Origin of the sequence: Nocardia sp. CA-290969, from assembly GCF_050936135.1 — a bacterium.
Classification (GTDB): domain Bacteria; phylum Actinomycetota; class Actinomycetes; order Mycobacteriales; family Mycobacteriaceae; genus Nocardia.
Genome location: NZ_JBNJNJ010000001.1, coordinates 1167166 through 1181097, shown reverse-complemented (window position 1 = coordinate 1181097; position 13932 = coordinate 1167166). Strand labels below are relative to the sequence as shown.

The following is a 13932-nucleotide window of genomic DNA, read 5'->3' as shown; positions in this document are numbered from 1 at the left end:
AAAGGCGTCACACTGATGTCATGGATTTGACCCGATACACCGCCCGGATCCGCGACGACCTCGTCGCCGCGGCCGCCCTCGGCGACGAGAAAACGCAGGCCACGGCGGAGGCGCTCGCCAAGGCGGTGGAGAACTCGGCCCGGCTGACCCTGCTGGCCGCACTCACCGAACTCGCCGATACCGTCTCGACCGAACTCGGCGACCGCACCGTACGCGTTTCGCTGCACGACGACGAGGCCACCGTCGAAGTGCACCGGAACCCGGCCGGCGACAACCCCAGCTTCGAGGAGATGACCGGCGATATCAGCCGGGTGACCCTGCGCCTGGTCGAACAGGTGAAGTCCCGCGCCGAGGAGGCCGCCGCGCAGAGCGGGCAATCCCTGAACTCCTGGATGGCCGGCGTGGTGTCGGGCGCACTACGCGACCAGATGCGCGGCGGCTACGGCAGCGGTAAACGCGACGACACACCCTGATCACGTCGAGACCAGGACCGCACCGGTCCGGTCGATCTCGGTGCGGCGGTCCCCGCCGGGCGCGCTCGCCAGGATGGTTGCCAGATTCCGCCGCCCCGCCGGCAGCACCCGGACGGTGACCGTTCCCGCGTCGGCGGCGGCCAGCTCGCGCACGGCGAGCTCGAGGACCCGTTCCCGCAAGGCCGCCGCGACACCGGTGAAGCCGCCGTCGTCGAGCAGCAGGACCTCCACCCCGCGCGACCGTGCACCGCGCGCCGCCGCGTTGAGCCGGTCGCTGATCAGTTGCGGCGCCCGCAGACCGTCGCGCAGTTCCGCCTCGAGCAGGCGGCACTGCTCCTGTTCGGCCGCGGACAGTTCCCCGCCGCGGGCGATCCGTTCCAGCATCGGCCGGGCCAGTTCGTCCAAACGGTCCAGCTGCCGGGCCCGTTCGGATCGCTCCGCCGCCATGGTCGCCGCCGCCGCCGCGCGCATGGCGGCGTCGTCGTGCAGCAAACGCAGCGAACGCTGAGTGGGCCGCAGGATCAGCGCACAGACCGTGGCTCCCGCCAAGCAGGCCACCGGCAGGATCATCACGAACAGCGAGCCGACCGAGATATCCAGCACCACGGCCACGAACCCGAGGGTGAGCGCGACCGCGACCGCACCCGCCCAGGCCGCGGCGATCCGGCCGCGCACCGCCAGCGCTGCCAGTACGAAGGAAGCGGCACAGGCCGTCCACGGCTGGCGGGGCGCGCCCTCCGCGAAATTCAGATGCGCTGCCAGCACGGCCACCGGCCCGGCCGTGATCACCGCGGCGGTGGCCGGCCACGGCAGCGGATCACCGGGACACAGCACGAGTAGTACACCCGCGCCGAGCATCGCCACGAGCGCCACGAGCAGCTGCGCGATCGGGACATTGCCGGCCAGCGGCGTCGTGTACAGCATGATGGTGACGGCGAGGCCCACCTGGAAAACCCACCCCGCGCGGCCGCGCATACCGAGCAGGGAACGCAGTTCGAAATCGCTGTCGCGCCGGGTCACCGCAAGCACCTCCGCCACCGGGTCACCGCAAGCACCTGGGGCACAGCCGCATCACAACCACTTCCGGCGCCCGGCCACGGCAACCACTTTCGGCGCCGGATCACCGCAACCACTCCCGGCGCCGGGCCATCGCAACCGCTTTCGGCGCTGTGTCGCCGGAACCGCTACCCGTGGGGCCCGCACCGGCGGCCTCGTCGCCGGCGCCGCTTCCCCACATCAGCGTGACCGTCGTCCCGTGGCCCGGGGCCGATTCCACGAAGCCGGCGCCACCGGGCAACGCACGCATGCGGCCCAGGATGCTGGCCGCGATCCCGAGCCGGTCGGCGGGCACCGCGCCCCGGTCGAAACCCTTGCCGTCGTCCCGCAATACGACCAGTAGTCCCCCCGCGCCGACCGTCACGGTCACCTCGCGCCGCACCCGGCGGCCCGGGACCCCGGCGTGGCGCAGACTGTTGCGGACCGCCTCCGCCAAGGCCGCGGCCACCGAGGCGGCCGCGGCCTGCGGCATCCGCAATTCGCTGTCGTTCCCACCGCGATGCACGGTGAACTCGATACCGGAGTTCACCTCGTGCACGGCGGCGCGCAGGAAACCGATGGCCGAATTCGCGTCCAGTAGCTCGGTATCGGTACCGGAGATCCGGGTGGCGTCGAGCTGGTCGAGGGTGCGCCGCGCCTGCTCCCGCAGCACCGGCGAGGTGCCGCGGGTACGCGAAGCGTCCAGCAGCGTGGACAGCACGGCGTCGTGGATCAGCACGGCGAACCGCGCGCGTTCCCGTTCCCGGGCGGCCGTTCCCGCGACCGCGGCGGCCCGTTCGCCCGCGATCACCGATTCGCGGTCCAACCGGGCGCCGGCTGCCTGCGCGTGCACCACACACCACAGGAACACCAGGCACTGCCCGGCCAGGCGGACGAAATTCTCGACGGCGTACCAGACGGCGATGTGGTCGTACATCACCAGCAGCGCGACGCTCGGAATCGCCGAGGTCAGTACCAGGTAGGCGCCGGCCGGCCAGGGTCGCCAGGCCACCGCGGCCGCCAGCACGCCGATCATCACCAGCCGATGCGCCCAGATCAGCCCGGGGGCCTCCGCCACCTCGTAGTAGTAGGGCATCACCAGGGCCATGCCCGCCAGATAACCCACTGCGGCCGCTCCGGCCACCGTGCGGACCAGGCGCGGACCCGCCAGCAGCGATACCACCGCGAGCACCGGCAACATCACGAACGCGACGCAGACGGTGATGAGCGTCCAGACCGGCGGGACCGGGCGCTGCTGCATGATGATCTCGGGCAGTTCCAGGACCGCCGCGAGCGACCCCACCAGCCCGATCACCAGGCCGAACCGCCGGACCACCCGGTCGGCCGCCGGCTCCGGACCGGCATTGCGCGCCCGGATCAACGCCACCACCCCGGACCACACAGCGCACGGCCGCGACGTCCACACCGCCGGGCGACCGGCCGCGCCGACGGAGGTCGAGGTCGCGCTCATGAGCGGCGATGTTCGGGAACCGGTAGCCAGCCGTCCTCCACGGCGCGCTTGTAGAGATCGGTTTTGGTGGGCGCCGGCCGGCCCGCGTCGGCATACTTCTGCCGGATCCGGCTCAGGTAATCGTTCACCGTCTGTTCCGACAACCCGGTCAGCCGCGCGACCCGCGACGCCTTCTCGCCGGAGGCGTACAGCGTGAGCACTTCCTCCTGCCGGGGACTCAAACCGACGCGGGACAACTGCGGATCGCCGTCGATGGCCGCCGCCCAGTCGGTGGTCACCACTTGTTCCCCGGAGGCGGCGCGGCGCACCGCGGCGACCACGGTCGCCACGTCCTCGGATTTGCGGACCACGCCGAGCACCCCCGCCCGGGCCGCCGAGCGCACCAGATAGGTGTTGTCGGCGCCGGTGAACACCAGGACCTCCACCCCGTTGCCGCGCAATGTCGCGACGTTCTCCTCCGGGGCGGAGTCGTCGGCCAGGCGCAGGTCCAGCACGACGAGATCCAGCGCCGGAGTGTCGTCGACCCGGCAGGCCGGATGCTCCAGCAGTTCGCTCACCGTTCCCGCGGTCGCCACCAGTTCCAGATCCGGTTCGGGCCCGAGCATGGCCGCCAAGCCGATCGCCACCGATTCGTGGTCCTCGACAAGGCCGATACGGCGCGGTCCGCGCCCGTCGGTGACGTGTTCGGTCACAACACAACTCCCATCAGGCGCATCCGGTGCTCAGAGCAGTATGTCGTGGCGCGCGCGGCGTGGTCAGCCCCAGATTCCAGGGGAGTGCGTTTCACTCCATCAGCTGCGCCGCCACGGTCGCACCGAGTTCCCAGCATCGCTGCAGATCGTCCTTGGCCGGTTTACCCATCACCACCACCGAATTCGCGGCCTGCACCCAGCCGAGCCCGGTGGTCACCGCGGCCACGCTGCGTTCGGCGCCTTCGGTGCCCTCGTTCCCGTGGACGTAGAGCCCGTACGGCCGGCCCTTGGTGCTGTCGATACAGGGGTAGTAGCAGGTGTCGAAAGCGTGCTTGAGAGCACCGGACATATAGCCGAGGTTGGCGGGGGTACCGAGCAGATAGCCGTCCGCGGCGAGCATCTCGGCGGGGCCGAGGGTCAGCGCCGCGCGGCGCACCACCTCGACCCCTTCGATCTCCGGATCGCTCGCCCCGGCCAGGACCGCTTCGAACATCTCCTGCATATGCGGGGACGGCGTGTGATGGATGATCAGCAGCGTCGGCACAATCGCGAGCCTAGTGGGAACTAGCGGCCGGAATCGCGTTCCCGCCGTTCCAGTTCGACCGCGCGGCGCATGGTGCTGCGCGCCCGGGCCCGGTCACCGGCGTAGTCGTAGGCGCGGGCCAGGCGGTAGGAAACGCGCCAGTTGTCGGGGTCGGCTTCCCATTCCTGTTTCACCGTGAAAAACAACTCGTCGGCGGCGGCCCGCTCGATACGTCCGGAGGGCCGCCGCGGGAGACCGGAAACGTCCAGTTCCCGGCCCTCGTCGTGCATGCGCCGGGCGAGCCGCTGGTGATCGAGCGCGGATCGGATGGTGGACACCACCATCCATACGCCGAGAACCGGCAGGATCAGCACCCCGACGCCCAGCACGACGGCAGCGATATCACCGGAGGTGAGCAGTTCCACGGCGATCCGGCCCAGCAGGACGAAATAGAAGATCAGCGCCAGGACGAGGAAGCCCACCAGGAGGACTACCTTGGCCACCGCGCCACCGGCCGCCGGATCCCCGGTCGCGCCGCCGGATTCGCTCACAGGTCGAGGAACGGATCGAGCCCGACGGTGAGGCCGGGGCGGGCACCGATCTGCCGGACGCCCAGCAGCACGCCCGGCGCGAACGACGAGCGGTCGATGGAATCGTGCCGGATGGTCAGCGTCTCCCCCTGAGTTCCGAACAGCACTTCTTGGTGGGCGACCAGCCCGGCCAGGCGCACTGAATGCACCCGCACCCCGTCCACCTCGGCACCGCGCGCCCCGTCGAGTTCGGTGGTGGTGGCGTCCGGAACCGGGCCGGCCCCCGCTTGTTTGCGGGCTTCGGCGATGATCCCGGCGGTCCGGTAGGCGGTACCGGAGGGGGCATCGGCCTTGTTCGGGTGATGCAATTCGATCACCTCCACCGATTCGAAGAACCGTGCCGCCTGTTCGGCGAACCGCATCGAGAGCACCGCCCCGATCGCGAAGTTCGGCGCGATCAGAACCCCGATTCCGGGCCGGGCGGACAGCCAGCCGCGCACCTCGTCGAGCCGGGCGCTGTCGAATCCGGTGGTACCGACGACAGCGTGGATACCGTTGTCCACCAGGAAGCGCAGGTTGTCCATCACCACGTCGGGGTGGGTGAAGTCGACCACGACCTGGGTGCCGGTCTCGGTGAAGCGCGTCAGCGGATCGTCCTTGTCCACGGTGGCGACCAGTTCGAGATCGGCGGCCGCCTCGACCGCGGCGCAGATGGCCTGGCCGACCTTGCCCTGCGCTCCCAGAACACCCACCCGAATCGGTGTCGTCACCTCACCACTCCTACCTGTAGTCGGACGCACCGAGTCTATGGCGCGCCGGACGTAGGAGAACCGGGCACCCCTCGTCGATGCTCGACCGCGCGCACGATCGGAGTGCGTGGGGCGGCGCAACCCGGCCGCCTGCTGTCCTCGGCCGACGGACCAGGCAGAACACAGCGCAGGGGTTCACCGGGAACGCGAGACAATCGCCCGGAAGTCACTGATGCCGGGAGCTGCTGTCACCGTATTCGCCTCACTGACCAGCCACTGCCCGCACAGGCAGCGCCAGTAGCGCACCATCCCGTGTTCGGACAGCAGGGTCGGTGCCGGCCAGTCGCACGCGGTGCAGATGATTGCCATACCAAGAGCCTGATGTAATGGTTCAGTGCATTTCAACCCTTACGGCGGCGCGGCGGCCGAGCTGGCGGTCCGTCTGGTCAACGCGACCGACGATCAGGACCTCGCGGACCTGCTGGCCGATGCCGGTTACAAACCGATCGGCGACATCAGCCCGAGGCAGACGGCCGAACTGCGGCGCTGGACCCACCGTCTCGACGAGGTCTTCCGCACGCCCGGTGTCGACCTCCTCAACGCCCTGCTGGCCGAGACGACCAGCCGTCCCTACATCTCGACGCACGACGAGCGCGCACCACATCTGCACTACGCCGCCGAGGACGCCCCGATCGACGAACGGGTGAAGGCCTATACCGCCGCGGGGCTGGCCGAACTGTTCTGCGCCGCACCGGACCGGATCGGCCGGTGCGCACGGGAGGAATGCACCCAGGTTTTCGTCGACACCTCACGGAACGGCCGGCGGCGGTTCTGCAGCGATCGGTGCGCCAATCGGGTCAACGTCGCCAGACACCGCTCTCGGCGAACCGCCCACCCGACGACCTCCCCATCGGCACAGAGCTGAACGCCGGGCACGTCCCACCGACCGAGAGCGGCCGCTGAATACGCCCGAGATCAGGTGTCCACCGACTCGATCACCCGACCGGTGCGAGCCCGCCGCACCGCGGCAGCCGGCGCGGGCGGCGCCGGCCGGAACCGGGTTCCGGCAACGCCGCGGAAGGCGAGCCATCACTACGACTCCTGCGGGACCCGAACCGACGGCCGGGCACAGCCCTCACCTGCGCAACCGTACGGAGGCAAGGACCGGTATCGACCACCGGGCATCCGGCGGCCGAGCGCGCTCCATCGCTACCGCTGCGACCGACCGGGGATCGCCGGCTGCGCACCGAACCAACCTTCGCGGACGAGCGCGGGCGCTCCGTGCCGGTGCCGAATACCGGGCCGCACCGGAGACCCGGTCTCAGAACACGATGACCTGGCGTAGGGCGTGCCCGGCCGCCAGTTCGTCCATGGCCCGGTTGATCTCCTCCAAGCCGATCCGGGCGGAGATCAGTTTCTCCACCGGCAACCGGCCCTCCCGCCACATCCGGACGTACTCCGGGATATCGCGCGACGGTACCGCCGATCCGAGGTAACTGCCGACGATGGAGCGCCCCTGAGCGACCAGCCCGAGCGGCGAGATACTGGCGCGAGCTTCGGGGGACGGAAGACCCACCGTCACCGTGACACCACCCGGCGCGGTCGCGGCCACGGCACTTTCGAAGGCCCGGGCCGAGCCGACCGCTTCGACGACGACTTCGGCCCGGATCTCCCCGTCGGCGATCTCGGCGGGCGAATATGCGCCGGTGGCACCGAGGTCCCGGGCCAATTGCAGTTTCTCCGGGACCGTATCGACGGCGATCACCTCGCGGACCCCGAGCGATACCGCCACCAGCACCGCCGCCATCCCGACTCCACCGAGACCGACGACCATCACGCGGTCGGTGGCGGCCGGTTTCGCTGAGTTCAGCAGCGCCCCACCGCCGGTGAGGACAGCACACCCCAGGACGGCGGCGACCTCCGGCGGCACATCGTCGTCGACCGGGACCACCGACCGGCGGTCCACCACCGCGTAGGTCGCGAATCCGGAGACGCCGAGGTGGTGGTGAACTTCGGTGCCGTCGCGGTGGAGCCGGCGTCCACCCGCCAAGAGTTCGCCGGCATTGTTGGCGGCACTGCCGGGAATGCAGGGGGTGCGGCCGTTCGAGGCACAACCCGCGCATTCGCCGCAGCGCGGCAGGAAAGTCATCACGACCCGCTGCCCGACGGCCAGATCGGCCCCCGGACCGGCCGACTCGACCCTTCCGGCGGCTTCGTGGCCGAGCAGCATCGGCACCGGCCGGACCCGGTTTCCGTCGACCACGGACAGATCCGAGTGGCAGATTCCGGCGGCTTCGATCCGCACCAGCACCTCGCCGGGACCGGGTTCGGCGAGATCGAGCTCGCCGACGGTGATCGGCGTGGACTCGGCGTACGGTCCGGGTGCGCCGATACGTTCCAGGACTGCCCCACGAATTCTCATGACACCACGGTAGGCCGCGGTGGGGTCGCGCTCATGATCCGGATCGGACTATCCTCGATTGCCGTGATGGTGCTCCCGTTGGCCGCCTTGTACCGAGCCCGGGGTCGGGATCATCACGATCCGAGGAGATCTTCCTTTGTCCATTCAGTTCAACCACACCATCGTCGGCTGCCGTGACAACCGGGTCTCGGCCGAATTCTGGGCCGATATCCTGGGCCTGGAGCTCGGGCCCGAATGGGGCCCGTTCATAGCGTTGCCCACCGCGAACGGCGTCACCTTCGATTTCGCGAACGTACCGCCGCATATCACCGAGATCCAGGGGCAGCACTACGCGTTCCTGGTCTCGGAGGCGGAGTTCGACGCCGCCTACGCCAAGATCCGGCGCTACGGTCTCGAGCACTGGGCAGATCCGCATCAGCGCGCGCCGGGCGAGATCAACCACAACGACGGCGGGCGCGGGGTCTACTTCCTGGATCCCAGCGGTCATTACCTGGAGCTGATCACCGTCCCGTACGGCGGTTGGCCGGAGTAGTCCAGGACGGTCCGGGTGGTCGCCGGCCACCCGGACCGGCTCAGGCCGCCACCGCGCCGCGCCGCATGCCCAGGCCCGCCGCGACGAGGCAGGCCACGGCCACGGCGCCGATGAACCACGGGAACACCGAGTCCAGTCCCCAGGCCGTGGCGGCCCAGCCCGCCAGCACGGTGGGCAACGCCATGGCGGTGTAGGCCAGCAGGTAGTACGCGGACATCGTTTCGCCGCGTTTGTGCTGCGGAACCACATTGGAGAGGTGCCGCAGCGAGCCACCGAAGCCGAGTCCGAAGGTGGCGCCGAGCACCAGCCCGATACCGATCACGGCGACCCACTCGTGGGTGCCCAGCGCCGGAATGGTCAGCAGCAGGGTGATCGCCATCCCGATATCGCCGATGATCGCGGCCCGCCGGGCGGGAACCCGCGTCGCGAACAATTGCACCAGGGCCGCAGCGAGGGCCGTCGAGCCCACTACGACCCCACCGAAGACCAGGTTGTGGATACCGGTCCGTTCCGCGGCCAGCGACGGATACAGCGACAGCAGAACACCGAGCACCGACCACGCGGCCATCACACCGAGCGCGGAGAACCAGAAATCGGCACGGATCTCATGCGGTACCGCCGGGCGCGCGATGCGGATCCGGCCGGCCACCCGGGCGGCGTGCGGTTCCCGCAGGGCGAGTACACCCGCGGCCACGATCAGGCAGATCACACTGATCACGACGTACGGAGTGCGCAACGGGTTCGGGGCATATTGCGCGAGCAGCGCCGACCCCATGATCGCCACCGCCATACCGACATTGAAAGCAACACCGCTGAGCTGGCCGGACCGGGCACCGCGGTGCGGCCGCAGATCCAGCAGGGCCGCGGCCCCGGCCACCACGGTCGCCCCGACTGCCAGTCCGTGCAGCGCCCGCGCCAGCACCAGCATGGCGACGTTGTCGGCGAGGACGAAAACCACGAGGCCCGCGATCATGGTCGCGAACGCACCCAGCAGTACCGGTTTACGCCCGACCACATCGGAGATACGCCCGGAAACCAGCACCGCCACCAGGGCGGCCACCGCGTACACCGCGAACACGATGGTGGTGATCAGTGGCGACAGCTGCCATTCCCGCTCGTAGAGGCCGTACAGCGGGGCCGGGACACCCGATACTCCGAGTGCGACGCCGGTAGCTCCCAGTACCAGCGCGTAGGCCCAGGGTTGCACCGCTCGCTCCGGCGCCGGTGCTGCGGTTATCGCTGCCATCGAAACCCCGATCAGGTAAGTTTGAAGATTATCGAACTTGATCGACAGTAACGTAGAGTACGACGATCATCAAACCGACCGAGGCGGACCATTGACCGACACCACCACCGCGACACACCCCGTGGCCGCGCTTCCCGCTGTCCTCGGCGCGCTCCAGGACCCGGTCCGCCTGGAAATGGTGCGCAGGCTCAGCAACGCGGGCACCGCCCTGCGCTGCGCATCCCTCTACGACGGAATCAACAAGTCGACCGCCACCCACCATTTCAAGATCCTGCGCGAGGCAGGTGTCACCGAACGCCTGGTGATCGACGGCCACACCTGCCAGCAACTGCGCGCCGAAGCCCTCGACGCGGCACTGCCCGGTCTACTGGATTCGATCGTCGCCGCCGCGAACCGCGCCCGGCCGGAGTAGCCGGCAGCACGGCCGGCCCGCTCCGCGGCGCGAGCGGCGGATATCTCAGCCGACCAGCCGGGTCACCGCGGCGGGAAGATCCCGTTTCCGGCGGTACGGTCCGGCCACCGCGGCCGCGAACGGGCGGGCGAGCAGCGACCGGGCGATCTCCCCGACCTCCTCCGTGGTGACGGCGTCGATTCGGGCCAGCGTTTCGGAGACACTGCGATGATTGCCGTAGCTGAGTTCGCTGCGGCCGATGCGGTTCATCCGCGACGCCGAATCCTCCAGGCCGAGTACGAGCCCGCCGCGCAACGAGCCTTTCGCCCGGGCGCATTCGGCGTCGGTGATGCCGTCGGCCGCGATCTCCTCGAGCACGCCGCGCGCCAATGCCGTCACCTCGTTCAGGTTCTCCGGCTGGCAGCCGAGATACACCGAGAACGCGCCCGTATCGGCGAAGGTGTCCACACTCGAGTACACCGAGTACGCCAGGCCGCGTTCCTCCCGGATCCGCTGGAACAGCCGCGAGCTCAGGCCACCGCCGATCACGGTGTTCAGTACCGACAGCGGCCAGCGGCGCGGGCCCTCGTGCCGGCCGTACGCCCGGACCCCGAACACCAGATGCGCCTGTTCGCTGTCGCGGTGGCTCCAGCTCAGCGCGGGCTCCGCACGCGTCCGGAAACGGCCCTCGCGGCGGGGCGCCGGAACGGCCGCGGGATCCAGCCGGCCCGCGACCGCACGGTGCACCAGTTCGACGGTGTGCTCGTGGTCGATATTGCCGGCGACCGCCACCACCATCCGGTCCGGGGTGTACCGGCGCTGGTGGAACGACCGCAGCTGGCTCGCGCGCATCCCTTCGATGGACTCGATGGATCCGATGACCGGCCGCCCGATCGGGTGATCCCCGAACAGTGCGGTGAGGAAGGCATCGCCGACGAGGTCTTCCGGATCGTCGTCGCGCATGGCGATCTCTTCGAGCACCACCTGCCGTTCCAGGTCGACGTCCACCGCCCGGCACAGCCCGTTGAGCACCACATCGCTCACCAGGTCCACCGCGAGCGGTAGATCCTCGTCCACCACATGGGCGTAGTAGCAGGTCTGTTCCTTGGCGGTGAACGCATTGAGCTCGCCGCCGACCGCGTCCACGGCCTCGGCGATATCGAGCGCCGACCGCGTCGGTGTCGCCTTGAACAGCAGATGTTCCAGGAAATGCGCGGCACCGGCGACGGTGGGGCCCTCGTCGCGGGAGCCGACGCCCACCCAGACCCCCACGGACGCCGAGCGCACGCCGGGTACCTGCTCGGTCACCACCCGCAGACCGCCCGGCAGGACGGTTCGCCGCACCCCGTTGTCGATATCGACGGTTTCGCCGATCCGCCACGCCGATGACGAACCCCCCTGCCCACTCGGGCGCAGGGGGGCCGCTGTTTTCTGCTCCGTCACACGACCAGTACTACTCGGTCGCCGCGGTATCCGCATCGGCGGGCGCCTCGTCGGCGGTCTCGTCGACGGGGACCAGCGAGATCTTGCCGCGGTTGTCGATATCGGCGATCTCCACGCGCAGTTTGTCGCCGACGTTCACCACGTCCTCCACCTTGGCCACGCGCTTGCCGTTGCCGAGCTTGGAGATGTGCACCAGGCCGTCGCGACCGGGCAGCAGCGAGACGAACGCGCCGAACGCGGTGGTCTTGACCACGGTGCCGAGGAACCGCTCGCCGACCTTGGGCAGCTGCGGGTTCGCGATGGCGTTGATGGCGTCGATCGCGGCCTGCGCCGACGGACCGTCGGTGGCCCCGACGAAAACGGTGCCGTCGTCCTCGATGGAGATATTGGCGCCGGTGTCGTCGGTGATCTGGTTGATCATCTTGCCCTTGGGCCCGATCACCTCGCCGATCTTGTCGACCGGGATCTTGATCGCGGTGACGCGCGGCGCGTAGGGGCTCATCTCGTCCGGGGTGGCGATGGCCTCGGCCATCACGTCCAGGATGGTGGTGCGGGCATCGTGCGCCTGGCCCAGCGCACCGGCGAGCACCTGCGAGGGGATGCCGTCGAGCTTGGTGTCGAGCTGCAGGGCGGTGACGAAGTCACGGGTGCCGGCGACCTTGAAGTCCATATCGCCGAAGGCATCCTCGGCGCCGAGGATATCGGTCAGCGCCACATAGCGGACTTCCTGCGCACCGGCCTCGTTGGTGACGGTGTCCGACACCAGGCCCATGGCGATACCCGCGACCGGCGCCTTCAACGGCACACCGGCGTTGAGCAGCGACAGGGTCGACGCACAGACCGAGCCCATCGAGGTGGAGCCGTTGGAGCTCAGCGCCTCCGACACCTGACGGATGGCGTACGGGAACTCGTCCTGGCTCGGCAGCACCGGCATCAGTGCCCGCTCGGCCAGCGCACCGTGGCCGATCTCGCGCCGCTTGGGCGAGCCGACACGGCCGGTCTCACCGGTCGAATACGGCGGGAAGTTGTAGTGGTGCATATAGCGCTTGGAGGTTTCCGGGCCGAGCGAATCGACCTGCTGCGCCATCTTGACCATATCGAGGGTGGTGACACCCATGATCTGGGTTTCACCGCGCTCGAACAGCGCCGACCCGTGTGCCCGCGGCACCACGGCGACCTCCGCGGACAGCGCCCGGATATCGGCCAGGCCGCGGCCGTCGATGCGGAATCCGTCGGTGAGGATGCGCTGGCGCACCAGCTTCTTGGTCACCGAACGGAAGGCGGCGCCGAGTTCCTTCTCGCGGCCTTCGAACGAGGCACCGAGACGGGACAGGACGTCGAGTTTGATCTCGTCGATCTTCTCCTCGCGCTCCTGCTTACCGGCGATGCTCAGCGCCTCCGACAGCGGCGCCTTGGCGGCATCCTCGACGGCGGCGTACGCGTCGTCGGCGTACGGCGGGAACAGCGGGAAATCCTCGGTGGGCTTGGACGCCAGCTCGGCCATGTCCTGCTGGGCCCGGCAGAGGCGGGCGATGAACGGCTTCGCGGCTTCCAGACCCTCGGCGACCACGGTTTCGGTCGGCGCCTGCGCCCCGGCCTCGACCAGTTCGATCACGTTCTCGGTGGCTTCCGCCTCGACCATCATGATCGCGACATCACCGGTTTCGGTGACCCGGCCGGCCACGACCATATCGAAAACAGCCTTCTCCAGCTGTTCGTTGGTCGGGAAGGCGACCCACTGGCCACCCGCCGGGGTACCGGCCACGGCATCGTTGATCAGCGCGACCCGCACACCGCCGACCGGGCCGGAGAACGGCAGGCCCGCGATCTGGGTGGACGCGGAGGCCGCGTTGATGGCGACCACATCGTAGAGATCCTTCGGATCCAGGCTCAGCACCGTCACGACGACCTGGATCTCGTTGCGCAGGCCGTCGACGAAGGAGGGGCGCAGCGGCCGGTCGATCAGGCGGCAGGTGAGGATCGCGTCGGTGGAGGGGCGGCCCTCCCGGCGGAAGAAGGATCCGGGGATCCGGCCCGCCGCGTACATCCGCTCTTCGACATCGACGGTCAGCGGGAAGAAATCGAACTGGTCCTTGGGGTGCTTACCGGCGGTGGTCGCCGACAGCAGCATGGTCTCGTCGTCGAGGTAGGCGACGACCGATCCGGCGGCCTGTTTGGCCAGGCGGCCGGTTTCGAAACGGATGGTGCGGGTGCCGAACACGCCGTTGTCGATCAGCGCGACGGATTCGAACACACCCGGTTCGACCTCGATGGCCGTGCTCTTCGAGCGTTCGGTGGTTTCTTGCATATCTCTGTTCTCAACCTCTCGTCTCGCCGGATACAGCGCCCGGTGGCGCGATCCGGCTGTGTCAGCCGTACCAGGTATGGACGCGACGCGACGGCGGAACCGCGGTGACCGTTGCGG

At 69.4% G+C, this 13932-nt stretch carries 15 protein-coding genes; 4 read left to right on the top strand and 11 right to left on the bottom strand.

The window, feature by feature from the left end; all coding sequences use genetic code 11:
* The first annotated feature begins 20 nt into the window (after positions 1-20).
* On the top strand, positions 21-473 hold the full coding sequence (locus ACQEVO_RS05600) for a hypothetical protein (RefSeq protein WP_280398516.1): 453 nt from the start codon (positions 21-23) through the stop codon (positions 471-473).
* Here ACQEVO_RS05600 and ACQEVO_RS05595 read toward each other — a convergent pair whose 3' ends face one another.
* The 7 genes from ACQEVO_RS05595 to ACQEVO_RS05565 all read right to left on the bottom strand — a co-directional run bounded on the left by ACQEVO_RS05595 (position 474) and on the right by ACQEVO_RS05565 (position 5842).
* Entirely contained in the window at positions 474-1493 is a 1020-nt protein-coding gene (locus ACQEVO_RS05595; RefSeq protein WP_432909495.1) for a hypothetical protein, read from the bottom strand.
* A 100-nt stretch (positions 1494-1593) separates the two neighbouring features.
* Entirely contained in the window at positions 1594-2979 is a 1386-nt protein-coding gene (locus tag ACQEVO_RS05590; protein WP_432909493.1) for a sensor histidine kinase, read from the bottom strand.
* Entirely contained in the window at positions 2976-3671 is a 696-nt protein-coding gene (locus ACQEVO_RS05585; protein ID WP_432909491.1) for a LuxR C-terminal-related transcriptional regulator, read from the bottom strand. The genes ACQEVO_RS05590 and ACQEVO_RS05585 overlap by 4 nt, the downstream gene beginning before the upstream one ends.
* 91 nt (positions 3672-3762) lie before the next feature.
* Positions 3763-4173 (bottom strand): flavodoxin family protein, encoded by a 411-nt coding sequence (locus tag ACQEVO_RS05580; RefSeq protein WP_432922368.1) that lies wholly within the window; start codon positions 4171-4173, stop codon positions 3763-3765.
* Positions 4174-4235: 62 nt separating this feature from the next.
* Positions 4236-4697 (bottom strand): hypothetical protein, encoded by a 462-nt coding sequence (locus ACQEVO_RS05575; protein WP_432922365.1) that lies wholly within the window; start codon positions 4695-4697, stop codon positions 4236-4238.
* A gap of 44 nt (positions 4698-4741) precedes the next feature.
* The gene (gene dapB, locus ACQEVO_RS05570; protein WP_432909489.1) at positions 4742-5494 is read right to left on the bottom strand and encodes a 4-hydroxy-tetrahydrodipicolinate reductase; all 753 of its coding nucleotides are present in this window, start codon (positions 5492-5494) and stop codon (positions 4742-4744) included.
* Positions 5495-5668: 174 nt separating this feature from the next.
* Entirely contained in the window at positions 5669-5842 is a 174-nt protein-coding gene (locus ACQEVO_RS05565) for a hypothetical protein (protein WP_432909487.1), read from the bottom strand.
* 25 nt (positions 5843-5867) lie between these two features.
* Between ACQEVO_RS05565 and ACQEVO_RS05560 the strand changes: the two genes are divergently transcribed.
* On the top strand, positions 5868-6398 hold the full coding sequence (locus ACQEVO_RS05560) for a CGNR zinc finger domain-containing protein (RefSeq protein ID WP_432909485.1): 531 nt from the start codon (positions 5868-5870) through the stop codon (positions 6396-6398).
* A 396-nt stretch (positions 6399-6794) separates the two neighbouring features.
* Here ACQEVO_RS05560 and ACQEVO_RS05555 read toward each other — a convergent pair whose 3' ends face one another.
* Entirely contained in the window at positions 6795-7895 is a 1101-nt protein-coding gene (locus ACQEVO_RS05555) for an alcohol dehydrogenase catalytic domain-containing protein (protein ID WP_432909483.1), read from the bottom strand.
* A gap of 136 nt (positions 7896-8031) precedes the next feature.
* Between ACQEVO_RS05555 and ACQEVO_RS05550 the strand changes: the two genes are divergently transcribed.
* On the top strand, positions 8032-8427 hold the full coding sequence (locus ACQEVO_RS05550) for a VOC family protein (protein WP_432909481.1): 396 nt from the start codon (positions 8032-8034) through the stop codon (positions 8425-8427).
* 40 nt (positions 8428-8467) lie between these two features.
* Here the strand turns inward: ACQEVO_RS05550 and ACQEVO_RS05545 are convergent, their stop codons facing one another.
* Entirely contained in the window at positions 8468-9673 is a 1206-nt protein-coding gene (locus ACQEVO_RS05545) for an MFS transporter (protein ID WP_432909479.1), read from the bottom strand.
* Positions 9674-9764: 91 nt separating this feature from the next.
* Here ACQEVO_RS05545 and ACQEVO_RS05540 point away from each other — a divergent pair, with 91 nt between their 5' ends.
* Positions 9765-10085 carry an ArsR/SmtB family transcription factor gene (locus tag ACQEVO_RS05540; protein WP_432909477.1) on the top strand — a complete coding sequence of 107 codons (321 nt, stop codon included), beginning with the start codon at positions 9765-9767 and terminating at the stop codon, positions 10083-10085.
* 45 nt (positions 10086-10130) lie between these two features.
* On the opposite strand, the gene ACQEVO_RS05535 is transcribed toward ACQEVO_RS05540, so the two are convergent.
* Together ACQEVO_RS05535 and ACQEVO_RS05530 are read right to left on the bottom strand one after the other, a co-directional pair.
* The gene (locus ACQEVO_RS05535) at positions 10131-11543 is read right to left on the bottom strand and encodes a M16 family metallopeptidase (protein WP_432909475.1); all 1413 of its coding nucleotides are present in this window, start codon (positions 11541-11543) and stop codon (positions 10131-10133) included.
* Positions 11518-13815 (bottom strand): polyribonucleotide nucleotidyltransferase, encoded by a 2298-nt coding sequence (locus tag ACQEVO_RS05530; protein WP_432909473.1) that lies wholly within the window; start codon positions 13813-13815, stop codon positions 11518-11520. The genes ACQEVO_RS05535 and ACQEVO_RS05530 overlap by 26 nt, the downstream gene beginning before the upstream one ends.
* Positions 13816-13932: the final 117 nt, after the last annotated feature.